The organism is uncultured Roseobacter sp. (assembly GCF_947492555.1).
In the GTDB taxonomy this organism is placed as follows: domain Bacteria; phylum Pseudomonadota; class Alphaproteobacteria; order Rhodobacterales; family Rhodobacteraceae; genus Roseobacter.
In genome coordinates this window covers 43,196-54,376 of record NZ_CANLNE010000009.1, presented here as the reverse complement: position 1 = coordinate 54,376, position 11,181 = coordinate 43,196, and the positions used below count along the sequence as shown (strand labels likewise).

The 11,181-nt window shown below is 58.8% G+C and carries 12 protein-coding genes; 8 read left to right on the top strand and 4 right to left on the bottom strand.

Going from position 1 to position 11,181, the window contains the following annotated elements; genetic code table 11:
- Positions 1-346, bottom strand: a 346-nt coding sequence (locus tag Q1A07_RS21845) for a hypothetical protein (protein WP_299784642.1), incomplete at its 3' end; no start/stop codon positions are given.
- Between the two features lie 146 nt (positions 347-492).
- Between Q1A07_RS21845 and Q1A07_RS21840 the strand changes: the two genes are divergently transcribed.
- From Q1A07_RS21840 to Q1A07_RS21820, 5 genes are all read left to right on the top strand, one after another.
- The gene (locus Q1A07_RS21840) at positions 493-1,065 is read left to right on the top strand and encodes an OsmC family protein (protein WP_299784640.1); all 573 of its coding nucleotides are present in this window, start codon (positions 493-495) and stop codon (positions 1,063-1,065) included.
- Positions 1,066-1,077: 12 nt separating this feature from the next.
- Positions 1,078-1,293 carry a DUF1127 domain-containing protein gene (locus tag Q1A07_RS21835; protein WP_299784638.1) on the top strand — a complete coding sequence of 72 codons (216 nt, stop codon included), beginning with the start codon at positions 1,078-1,080 and terminating at the stop codon, positions 1,291-1,293.
- Positions 1,294-1,376: 83 nt separating this feature from the next.
- Complete coding sequence (locus Q1A07_RS21830) at positions 1,377-2,627, top strand: NAD(P)-binding domain-containing protein (RefSeq protein WP_299784636.1); 1,251 nt, start codon at positions 1,377-1,379, stop codon at positions 2,625-2,627.
- Positions 2,628-2,691: 64 nt separating this feature from the next.
- The gene (locus Q1A07_RS21825; protein WP_299784634.1) at positions 2,692-4,245 is read left to right on the top strand and encodes a pyridoxal-phosphate dependent enzyme; all 1,554 of its coding nucleotides are present in this window, start codon (positions 2,692-2,694) and stop codon (positions 4,243-4,245) included.
- Positions 4,245-5,024, top strand: coding sequence for a GNAT family N-acetyltransferase (locus tag Q1A07_RS21820; RefSeq protein WP_299784646.1), 780 nt, complete (start codon positions 4,245-4,247; stop codon positions 5,022-5,024). The genes Q1A07_RS21825 and Q1A07_RS21820 overlap by 1 nt, the downstream gene beginning before the upstream one ends.
- A gap of 354 nt (positions 5,025-5,378) precedes the next feature.
- Here the strand turns inward: Q1A07_RS21820 and Q1A07_RS21815 are convergent, their stop codons facing one another.
- Entirely contained in the window at positions 5,379-6,170 is a 792-nt protein-coding gene (locus tag Q1A07_RS21815; protein ID WP_299784632.1) for a crotonase/enoyl-CoA hydratase family protein, read from the bottom strand.
- A 76-nt stretch (positions 6,171-6,246) separates the two neighbouring features.
- Between Q1A07_RS21815 and Q1A07_RS21810 the strand changes: the two genes are divergently transcribed.
- The 3 genes from Q1A07_RS21810 (at position 6,247) to Q1A07_RS21800 (ending at position 9,076) form a co-directional block, all read left to right on the top strand.
- Entirely contained in the window at positions 6,247-6,819 is a 573-nt protein-coding gene (locus Q1A07_RS21810) for a TetR/AcrR family transcriptional regulator (RefSeq protein ID WP_299784630.1), read from the top strand.
- Between the two features lie 180 nt (positions 6,820-6,999).
- Complete coding sequence (locus Q1A07_RS21805; protein WP_299784628.1) at positions 7,000-7,797, top strand: AraC family transcriptional regulator; 798 nt, start codon at positions 7,000-7,002, stop codon at positions 7,795-7,797.
- On the top strand, positions 7,751-9,076 hold the full coding sequence (locus Q1A07_RS21800) for an amidohydrolase (protein WP_299784626.1): 1,326 nt from the start codon (positions 7,751-7,753) through the stop codon (positions 9,074-9,076). The genes Q1A07_RS21805 and Q1A07_RS21800 overlap by 47 nt, the downstream gene beginning before the upstream one ends.
- Before the next feature lie 399 nt (positions 9,077-9,475).
- Here the strand turns inward: Q1A07_RS21800 and Q1A07_RS21795 are convergent, their stop codons facing one another.
- Entirely contained in the window at positions 9,476-9,892 is a 417-nt protein-coding gene (locus tag Q1A07_RS21795) for a heme-binding protein (RefSeq protein ID WP_299784624.1), read from the bottom strand.
- Between the two features lie 83 nt (positions 9,893-9,975).
- Positions 9,976-11,121 carry a substrate-binding domain-containing protein gene (locus Q1A07_RS21790; protein ID WP_299784622.1) on the bottom strand — a complete coding sequence of 382 codons (1,146 nt, stop codon included), beginning with the start codon at positions 11,119-11,121 and terminating at the stop codon, positions 9,976-9,978.
- Between the last annotated feature and the right edge of the window lie 60 nt (positions 11,122-11,181).

Sequence of the window (11,181 nt, the reverse complement as noted above, 5' to 3'; positions counted from 1 at the left end):
TGCCAGCCTCCCGGCACAGTCTGAGCCATTCCTTCACGTCATCGTAGCGATCAGTCATGTCATCGCCGGGTGTGAGCCAGAATTCAGTGATGATCAACACACCAGGGATGTTGTCTGCGTCCATAGCGCAATGGGGAACAACCGGGATGCCGTGTGCACATTGAAAAGGCTTGCGCAGCGGGGAGACAATGCGCGGCACAAGGGTCGCCGGAGCCGGATCCATGCCCCTGCTTTCGCGGATCGGACGCCCCGCCGTGCTCAGCACCTCCAGCATTCCGTAGAGCGCTGCCGCCGAGCTTTCCTCAAGCGCAAGTAACTGGATGTCGATGGTGCGTCCTGCCGTCATGCAGTTTTCTCTTAATGGCACATATGGACCGTTTTTCCTCAAAACAGCACTAACGAGCCGACGGGCCGAAGTCTAGAAAAATACCCATACGGCAGCAGACACATTCAATTCTGACCGCCGGCGTCTCCATAGGGAAAGGAAACAAAATGACGACAGAACTGATGAATGAGAGTCAAAATGGCGTAAACGTTCAGGCATTGCTTGATGCGCGCGCGGCGCTCGAAGCAGCACCAGAGGCTGCAAAATTCACCTGGCGTGCTCAATGTGAGTGGCTCGATGGCGTGCACAGCCGGACGTCGATATCTGGCTTCTTTGGTTTGGGAGAAGACAAGACGCGACCCTCTGCCCATGTGGTCGAGACCGATCATCCGGCTGAATTTGCGGCACCGGATGCCGCCGCGACCCCGGTTGAAGTTGTCCTGTCAGGGCTTGCCGGGTGTCTGACCGCAGGGGTTGCCGCGGTCGCAGAGAACCGCGGCGTCAAGCTGCGCTCTGTGCGCGCCAGCGTTGAGGCCGACATGGATATTGCGGGTATTCTTGGGATTGATGCGGACGTCCGAAACGGGTTCAGCGCCATTCGGGTCGAGTTTGATATTGACGCAGACGCATCTTCTGAAGACATCGCGGCCCTTGTTGCCCAGTCGCAGAAACGCTCGGCGGTCTTTGACATCCTGACCAACCCCACCGCGGTACACGTCTCCACGACCGGTCGGAAGTAAGGCGGGCGCGTTGTGACGAAGAGGACAAAACATCTGCCCATCCCGGTCTGGTGGAACGCTCTTGCCGGGCTTGCACAGGATACGACGGCGCGAAAATCGGCGCGGCGGATGCGCACTGGCGTGGTCACTGGTGTGCAGCTCTCCGATCATATCCTGCGCGATATCGGGCTGACACGCAGAGATGTTGAGCGCACATTCTCCCACCCCGCAAGGGGACCCGGCCTTTAAGAACGCGGGTTGCAGGCTTTGGTCTGCGGCCTGCGCCCCAGCATTGAATACTCCCCCAGGCCAGAACGGAAAGGAATTCAGAAATGACCGGAAACCATGTGGATACAGCCATTGTCGGCGGGGGTCAGGCCGGGTTGGCGATGAGCCGTGCGCTCACCATGCGCGGCATCGACCATCTGGTCCTGGAAAAGGGCATGATTGGCAACGCGTGGCGCACTGCGCGTTGGGACAGCCTGCGGTTGCTGACACCGAACTGGGCAAACGGACTGCCCGGTCGCCCCTACGGTGGGCCGTCACTTCACGGTTTCATGTCGGCAAGGGAGTTTGCTGAAAGCCTGACACGCTACGCGTCATTCATTTCGGCACCGCTTGTGGAAAACGTTTGCGTCCACGGCGCGTGTGCTTTGCCGGGCGGTTTCGAACTGGCAACATCAGAGGGCCCGATCTCCTGCAGGACGCTGGTGGCCGCCAGCGGTGGTGCCGTCCGACCGGTGGTGCCCGCGATGGCCACTGCGGTGCCCAAACATGTCTTTCAAACCGATCCGGGGTCTTACAAGCGGCCATCGGATTTGCCGGATGGAGGTGTACTGGTGGTTGGTGCGTCGGCCTCAGGCGTCCAGATCGCCCGCGAATTACAACTCTCGGGGCGACGCGTCACACTGGCCGTCGGGACCCATGTCCGATTGCCCCGGAACTATCGTGGGCGGGATATCGAATGGTGGCTTGATGCCATTGGGGCGCTGGATGAAAGCCTGGACGACGTTGACGATCTGACACGGGTGCGGCGCACACCGTCTCCGCAGTTGATCGGCGGCACCGATCCGGTCGACCTGACAGCCCTCAACCGGCTTGGGGTGGAGATCGTCGGCAGGCTGGCCGATATCCGGGGTGGACGGGCGCTGTTCTCGGGCGGGCTTGCGCATCTGTGCCAGGCCGCGGATCTCAAGCTTGGCCGGTTGCTCGACCGGATCGACATCTGGGCTGCTGAGAGGAGCCCCGGTGCGGCGCTGACGCCGTCTACACGGCCCTCGGCGACGCCGTTGCCGACGGCGCCCCGGCTCAGTCTGGATTTCGGATCAGGCGAGATTGCATCCATCGTCTGGGCCACGGGCTTCAGGCCCGCGGATGACTGGTTTCGCGATTTGCCGGTCTTTGATCGTCGTGGAAGGCTTGTCCATGACGGCGGTGTCGTCACGGGAGCACCGGGCCTCTACGTGCTGGGGCTTCCCTTCCTGCGGCGACGGCGCTCCCTTCAGATCTCCGGGGCCGGACCCGATACGCGCGACATCGCCCGTCACCTCGACCTGCACCTGCGGCACAGCGCTGCCGCCTGACACCGCCACGCCAGATTTCAACTTCACCACGGCCCGTAATTTGCAGCCTTTGGAGACATCAACCATGACACTTGAGAATAGTCAGACTGACGCGCCCGCGCGCGACGGCACCCTGCGACACGCGTCACGCGACCGTGGGCTGTTCCCTTCGATCCTCGACACGATTGGCCGCACTCCCACCGTGCGCATCAATAACCTGGGGCCGCGACATGTTGAGCTCTATGCCAAGCTTGAAGCCTTCAATCCGATGAGCTCGGTAAAGGATCGTTTGGCGCTGGCCGTGATTGAGGCAGCGGAACGCTCGGGCGATCTCAAACCGGGGCAAACAGTGATTGAGGCAACCTCCGGCAACACCGGTATTGCACTGGCGATGGTCTGTGCCCAGAAAGGGTATCCGCTGGTGATTGTGATGGCCGAGAATTTCAGCGTCGAGCGTCGCGTGCTCATGCGCTTTCTCGGTGCGAAAGTTATCCTGACGCCTGCTGCTGAGCGCGCAACCGGTATGATGGCCACTGCCGAGCGTCTGGCCACAGCACATGGCTGGTTCCTGTGCCGTCAGTTCGAAAACAACGCGAGTATCGAAGCGCATCGCACAACAACGGCCCGCGAGATTCTGACTGATTTCAGCGAGGAAGGCCTCGATTACTGGGTATCCGGTTTTGGCACGGCGGGTACCCTGAAAGGCGTGGCGGAAGAACTCAAACGCAAAAACCCAGCTACGCAGATTGTCGCGGTTGAACCGGAAAACGCTCAAATGCTCAACAGTGACGTTCTGCAGCCACGCTTGCCTGACGGGCGGCCTGCGCGCAGCCACCCGAATTCCCGCGCGCACCCTATTCAGGGGTGGTCGCCGGACTTCGTTTCGATTTTTGCGGAACAGGCGCTGTCATCTGGTCTGATTGACCGGTTCCAACCTGTTTCGGGTGCGGCTGCCCTGCAGGTAGCGCGCCGCCTAGCGGCTCTGGAAGGGATATTTTGCGGTCCTAGCGGTGGCGCGACAATGGCAGCGGCGTTGGAGGTGGCAAAAGCCGCGCCCGATGGCGCGCGTATCCTCGCGATGATCCCTGACACTGGCGAGCGTTATCTGACGACACCGCTCTTTGACGATGTGCCGGTGACCATGACGGCCGAAGAAGCGAAAATCCTCGCCTCCGTGCCAAAACCACCCCGCCAACAGGCCCAAAATCGGCCTGACCAAGAGCCTGCGATCTCACCACAGGCAACCGCTTTTGTCGCTGCGGCGCTCGCGGATACAGACGCACCGGTCGTGATGTTCGGGTTCGAGTGGTGTGAATTTTGTTGGTCTGTCCGTAAACTCTTTGACCGCGCGGCAATCCCGTTTCGGGCGATTGACGTCGACAGCGCGGAGCTGCGTAAGGGCGATGCGGGCGGCCAGGTTCTGCGGGCGCTGTTTGCGCGGACAGGCATGCGCACTGTCCCTCAGGTTTTCATCGGGGGCGAGCTTGTTGGCGGCGCAACCGAGGTTCTAAATGCCTTCGAGGATCGCACGCTTCATGCCCGCCTTGCCGCCTTGCCAAGGCCAATACGAGCCCAGCCCGTCGAAGACCCGCTCTCGCTTTTGCCACAGTGGTTGAATTCCGCGAAAGGTCTTGGGTGATGGGGCGCTTTGCCAATAGCGCGCTGATCGACATCGCTGATGTCCTCGACCGTCCGGTCTGGACCTCGCTCACAAGTTGTCATGCGGGATTTGCGCTCGGGCGTGGAGGTGCCCGACGCTTCATGACCGAGGCTGCGCCCTTTGCGGCCGCGCGGGACGACAGTGTGGAAAGCATTGTGAGCCTTGAACGCCTCATTGTTGCACAGGGCGGTGAGGCAAGGCTGATGCAGGCCGGGAAGGCCCCGGAGCTGCCCAATATACCCCCTGCTGAAACGGCGCCAGCCGTGCAGATGGTTGCCGGCCCTCAACTGTGTCCAAGCCATTCAAACGACGCGGTCCGGCTCACCGGCACGGACGCGCTCGAAATGCAGGCGCTGGCTGCTCTGGCCGAGCCTGGCCCGTTCGAGCCGCTCACCCATCTGCTCGGCAGATTCTGGGGTATTCGCCGCAACAACCGGCTTATTGCGATGGCGGGTGAGCGGTTCAGACAGCCAGGTTTCACCGAGATCAGCGCCGTCTCGGTCCACCCAGATTATAGAAGGCAAGGTCTTGGGGCATCGCTTGTCCGTCATACGGCCGCACACATTTTGGCGCGGGGCGACACGCCCTACCTGCACACTCTTGCGGACAACACGGATGCGATGCGGATTTATGAGCGCCTTGGTTTTCAGACCCGGATTGATATGACCGTGACTTGGTTTTCGGCTTTGACCGACCCGACCACGGCAGAAGCCAACCATGCCGCGTCCGGTAAACTTCGCTCCTTTCAGGATATGTAAAATGGCAACCGGACGGGCATTGCGCATGGCGGTGACCACTCGCCGTCGGCACAACAGATGTCCCAAGGGGCTACGTCAATGCAAAGGCGCAAGGCATCCTCTATCGGATACGAACCTTCCGCGTAGGCTGCCGCAAGCGCGTCCCGCATATGTCAAAGGCCAGAAATGACTGCGGTCGGCCAGTCCACGGCATCCGGCAGACGGATGAATGTGGTGAGATGGTTTTTCGGAACCTGACCGATTGCGGATTTTGCCGCGCACATCTCCAAGACGCCTTTTGCGAAGCCTAGGACAGCTTGGTTCACTGCCGTGCTCTTGTCTGCTCCCAGAGCCATCCTTGGCAGTCTTCCAGGGCTATGCTCCTGTGTAGGTGGGTGTCCGCCGTGCAATCCAAGCACTCAACCCTTCATGAACGTCTTTCGTGGCCGCCATCCGCGCGAATTGCTCACGCTCGATCAGCAAGCCTTCATCGATGGTTGTATTGATCCCCCGCGTCACCGCCGTGATAATCCGCGACACGGCGAGCGGTGAATGCCGGACAATGCGTTCAGCCAGATCGAAAGCGGCAGGCAAAAGTGCGTCGTGTGGAACGACCTTGTTCACCAATCCCATCTCATACCCCCGTTGCGGCGAGAAGGTGTCTCCCGTGAGAAGCAACTCCAGCGCTCGCTTTCGACCCGCAAGGCGCGGCAATCGCTGCGTGCCGCCAAACGTGGGAGGTATTCCGATGTTTATTTCCGGTTTTGCAAACGAGGCCTTTTCGCTCGCCACTGCAAGATGAACGGCCTCGGTGATCTCGCACCCACCTCCGAAGGCGATCCCGTTGACGGCGGCAATGATGGGCTTTGGGAAGGCTTCCAGCCTGGCGGTCATGATCTGACCACGTCTGCAAAATTCCCGGACTGCGATATCAACGCCCGCTTTGATGCTCTCCGTGAATTCATGAATATCTCCCCCTGCCGAAAACGCCCGCTCGCCAGCCCCGGTCAGGACGACGGCCCTGATTGTCGGATCAGTTTCGATCGAGGCGAGCAACTCAAGAAGTCGGTCATTTGTGGCGTAGTTAAGAGCGTTCAGCTTCTCCGGCCTGTTCAGGGTCAGAAGGGCGAAAGCCCCTTTTTGTTCGTATTCTACCAAGTGCGACATGACGGTCTCCATTCGATTTCGCAGACCATATCGAGACGGAGAATTGACGTATACTCACTGAGTAGTATACATAGCCATGTCATCTGAAAATCGATCTGCCAAGGACCGCATCCTGGATGCTGCCAACCGCTTGTTCTATGGCGAGGGTATTCGCGCCGTGAGCGTTGACGCCATTGCTGCAAAAGCGGGCATTACCAAAAAGACGCTCTATTATCACTTCAAGAGCAAGGACGATCTGATCACGGCTTATCTGACGTCCCGCGATCAACCGAATCTGGCACTGTTCAGAACATGGTTTGACAATGCCGAGGGCAAGCTTGCTGATAAGGTCGAAGCTATTTTCTCAAATCTGTCGCAATCTGCACGTCATCCGAAATGGAAAGGCTGTGGTTTTCTGCGCACGGCTGCTGAGCTGGCAAATATGCCAGGTCATCCGGCTATGAAAGTCGGCGCTGCACATAAGAAGAAATTCGAAGCCTGGCTTTGTGAAGAGTTTCAGGATCACAAAACGAAGAACCCGGGTGAACTGGCCCGGCATGTCGTTTTGCTCATGGATGGTGCTTTCTCAACCGTCCTTGTCCATCAAGATCCGGAGTATCTTGTGTCTGCTGGACGGGCGGCAAGGGCGATGGTCGCGGAAGCGTCTTGATGGTTTCAGAGCATTGGATTGCGAACGCGTCGAGCCGGGGCCTCGCAATGACGGCGCATTTGTCCACCTTGCCGTCATCTGATACTGATTGACCCCGAAAATTTGACAGCAGACCCAAGTACCAGACTGAGCACGCCAGTTTGTGTGGCTGGACACGGGTTTGCCAATCGAGGATCGGACTTGAGTAAAAAGTATTGGCGCGCCGGACAGATATCCGATTTGGAGCTGTTTGCTGCGCACTTCAAAACCCACAAGTACAGACGTCACATCCACGAAGGTTATGTCATAGGGGTTGTGACACATGGTCTCGAAGCGTTCTACTGCCGAGGACAGGTGCACACAGCGGGTCCTGGCGATGTCATTCTGGTGAACCCACAATCCCAACACGATGGAGAGGCTGCATCGGATGCCGGCTGGTCATACCGGGTAATGTACCCGTCCGAGGCGCATTTTCTGCGCGTAGAGAACAACGGGATCAGGCCGTATTTTGCGAAGTCCGTTGTACACGATCCCAACTTGGCATCACGGATAGCGAGGCTGCACAAGGGCCTCGAGTCACAATGCGATACACATGAGATGCGGGAAATCTGGGCTGGTATCTTGTTGGATTTGGTAGAGCGCCATGCTGAGCGCCCAGCCACCGAAGATTACACGTACCGTGATCCAAGGCGGATCGCGCTGATCGAGCAAATATTACGAGCGTCATGCATCGACGGCATCGGCCTCGAAGAAGTGGCCGATGAGGTGGGCTGGTCCCAATGGCACCTGATACGGTCGTTCAAGGCAGCGAAAGGGATTTCCCCGCATGATTTCCTCGTGGACTGTCGCATTCGCCATGCAAAGGGCCTCATAGATGACGGAGAAGGGTTGGCGGCGGCCGCCGTTGCCTCTGGTTTCGTAGATCAAAGCCATTTCACACGCCATTTCACACGTGCCTACGGATTTACGCCAGGGGCATATCGGCGCTCACGCTCCTAACGGAGCAAATTCGTACAATATCCATTTAAGCCTCATTGCTACATGCCTTCCAACGGATTCCCTGCAGAGCGCCGGGCACCGCTGGAAGAAAGATATGAACATGCAACGCAATGATTATGTGGACGCGGTTTTACCGGACGTCATCAGCTGGCAGCGCCGGCTACATCGCACTCCTGAACTGGGCTTCGCAGAAGAGAAAACCGCAGATTTCGTGGCGCACAAGCTGGCGGAATTTGGCCTCGAGGTCCATCGAGACGTGTCAGAAACCGCCGTTGTTGGAGTGCTCACGTCAGGGACGAGCTCGCGAACCGCCATGTTTCGTGCGGAGTTGGATGCTTTACCTGTGCAGGAAGCAACCGGTCTTGCGCACAGCTCAGAGGTGGAGGGTGTGATGCATGCCTGCGGACACGACGCCCATACCGCCATGTTGCTTGGCGCTGCCAAACTTCTGAGCGAGACGCCCAATTTCGACGGGACACTATACTTCGTTTTCCAGCCTGCAGAGGAAGTCCACGGCGGGGGTAAAAAAATGGTAGCCGACGGTCTGTTGGCGCGCTTTCCTGCAGAACAGGTTTTCTCACAGCACAACTGGCCCGGTGTGAAAGAAGAGGCGGTCATCGTAACCGAAGGACCGATCATGGCGGGCGTCGATGACTTTACCCTGACGTTTATGGGAAAAGGTGCGCATGCCGCGATGCCCGAGCTTGGCGATGACCCGGTACTGGCCGCCGCCGAATTCATCAGTTCCGCACAGCGTATCGTCAGCCGCACGGTTGATCCGAAATCCGCTTTGGTCCTGTCCTTTACCCAAGTACACGGCGGGCGCATCAACAATATCGTCCCCGGGCAAATGGAGGTGCAAGGCACGGCACGGTTTTTCGATCCAGATTTTTCGGACCACGTCGAAGCCAGAATTGCACAGATCGCCGGAGGGATCGCACAGGCACATGGCCTCGATTACGCGCTGGACTATCGAAAGGGCTACCCCGCTGTGGTCAATTCAGCAAATGGTGCTGCAACGGCCAAGGCTGCGGCAGACAGCTTCCTGCCCGCCGAAAGGGTCGTTACCGACGAAGCAGCTTCATTAGGGTGCGAAGATTTTTCCTATCTGCTCAACGCGGTGGGGGATGGTGCCTACATCTGGCTCGGGGCCGGTGACGTGGGACCCCGCGAAGGGCTGCACGGCGACAAGTTTGTTTTTAATGACAAGCTGTTCCCGATTGGTTTGAGGATGTGGGTCAGCCTTGCGGAGACGGCTCTCCCACAGGGTGCATCATAGGCGCAATCAGCGCTTCACCTGAGACGGCCCCCTTTGTCTCCGACAGACGTCGTGTCGGCAAACGAAGCGTTTGGGTTTCTGGCCAACGATCCCGCGCCAGCACGTTTCGCGTGGGGAAGGGAAATGACGGCCATATTGAAAACGCAGTTCATCCGGGAGAGGTATTTGTAGGCGAATTCCCAGAGAAAAGGCCATGGCGACGGCAACTCAGCCCAAGATAGTAGACCTGTGATCAGAAAGAGCGACAGGTTTTGTCGGATCATGTGATGGGTAAAGCTCGATCCTACGGGTGATATTTTAGCTTTGCGACTACAAAAAATTGAGTTGGATAATCTGTCTTATGCAAAGTATTTGCATGAGAACTTGATGACCAGCCTGTCTACCGTGCTACACCTGTTTTTATTTCGCAGTCGCGCCGATGGCGGTGATCGCCGCCTCGGCGACGGCCTTGTCCTGATCCGGGGACCCGGACCCGACGCCGATGCCACCGAGTCGAATGCCTTCGCTGTAAATGGGCAGCCCGCCTCCGAGCCGCGTCACCTCACCGTCCGTCGCCGCCGCGATAGCGAGGCCAACGGCCTCCGGGATCGCGTCACTTGGACCCCCGATAGATGCAGCCGTACGCGCCTTGGCGAGAGCACTTTTCATGCTGAGATATTTCGCGCCGTCCATCCTGATTTGACCAAGTGTCCCACCGCTTGCATCCACGATGACGATACATTGCGGCTGTCCGATCTCATCTGCCTTGGAGATGCCTGCGTGCAGCATCTCCATCACGGCGAGATGGGTCAGTTTCAGGGTCTTTTCAAAGTACATGGTCAACCTTGGATCTGAGAGGTCACAAAGAAACCCTCTAGGGGGTCGCGAGGGCCGATCTGAACCGGCCCTCACGGAAAGAATTAGCGCTCCAGAGCGCCCACGCCAGAGAAGCGGAAAGCTTCCTGTTCCAGCGCGTCGATCTCCTCGGCGCTCATCTGATCATGGGCCACGGTGATGCGTCCGAGGAACACCATCGGCAGCTCATCCGCGCGGCCCTCAAGGTCCGCCTTGATCGCTTCGGCAGTGGCCGCACCGACATCATCGCCCATGCGCATGGGCGTGGCATCAAGCTCGCCGCGCCGGATCGCGTCCAGTTCCAGACCGGTACCGCCCCACCCGGTTGAGAAAACCTCTTTCTCCTTGCCCTGGGACACCTGCGCCTCGACGCTGCCCATCGCCATGGCGGTGTTCGCGTTGTGGATAATGGTTGCCTCCGGATAGGCCTGCAGGATCAGGGATGTGCCCTCGAACCCGCCTTCGCGCTGGTACTCGCCATAGTGTTCGTAGGCCGTGGTCCAGTTGCCCTTCTCCTCCACACAGGCTTTGAAATCGCCCGACCGCTGGTTGTCGGTGATGCCGGGAATGCCCCGGTTCATCGCCATGGTCACATCATTGCCCAGGCGGCCCAGCATGTAGTCACACATGGTCAGGGCACCGGCGGCAGAGGAGAAATCGAACCAGGCATCCGGCTGGTTGGTCAGGTCTTTCAGCGGCGTGTGAAACGCCCAGACGTAGGTGGCGAAACCGTCGTTGCCCGACAGCTTGTCGATGTTATCCGCCTGGATTTCCAGCTCGGACGGGCCAAAGATCACATAGTCATAGAGATCCGCGTCCTGCTCGACCTGACTGGCATATGTCGCCTGCAGCGAATGCTCGATCTGGCGGCTGGCGAATTCGGTTGTCTCAAACGCGATGCCCAGCTCTTCCAGACGCTTGGTCATCGCCAGGTAGTTGCGCGCCCAGAAGTCGGATGTATCGGCGGACGGGTAGATCAGCGCGATCTGCACCGGCTTGTCGAGAGTCCCCGAGAATTTGACGGCTTCGGAGCCGACGACTTCCTGCAGTTTTTCCAAGGCGCCGTCGGCATTTACCTCGCCGGGGATCCAGTAGTTACGATCCGCGATGCCGTCCAGCTCCTTCAGCGGCAACGTGGCGTGGCCATCCGCAAACGCGGATGTTGCCAACACAGCGCTTGCGATCAGAGCAGTGGTTGAAAATAGTTTCATGGTAGTTCCTCCCAAGTATTGAATGCGAAATCTTCGGTTTGGCCGGGGCGCAAAACCCCG

Coding starts and splice junctions, on each gene's coding strand:
- Q1A07_RS21840 (WP_299784640.1), top strand. CDS start 493: ATGACGACAGAACTGATGAATGAGAGTCAAAATGGCGTAAACGTTCAG.
- Q1A07_RS21830 (WP_299784636.1), top strand. CDS start 1,377: ATGACCGGAAACCATGTGGATACAGCCATTGTCGGCGGGGGTCAGGCC.
- Q1A07_RS21825 (WP_299784634.1), top strand. CDS start 2,692: ATGACACTTGAGAATAGTCAGACTGACGCGCCCGCGCGCGACGGCACC.
- Q1A07_RS21820 (WP_299784646.1), top strand. CDS start 4,245: ATGGGGCGCTTTGCCAATAGCGCGCTGATCGACATCGCTGATGTCCTC.
- Q1A07_RS21815 (WP_299784632.1), bottom strand. CDS start 6,170: ATGTCGCACTTGGTAGAATACGAACAAAAAGGGGCTTTCGCCCTTCTG.
- Q1A07_RS21810 (WP_299784630.1), top strand. CDS start 6,247: ATGTCATCTGAAAATCGATCTGCCAAGGACCGCATCCTGGATGCTGCC.
- Q1A07_RS21795 (WP_299784624.1), bottom strand. CDS start 9,892: ATGTACTTTGAAAAGACCCTGAAACTGACCCATCTCGCCGTGATGGAG.
- Q1A07_RS21790 (WP_299784622.1), bottom strand. CDS start 11,121: ATGAAACTATTTTCAACCACTGCTCTGATCGCAAGCGCTGTGTTGGCA.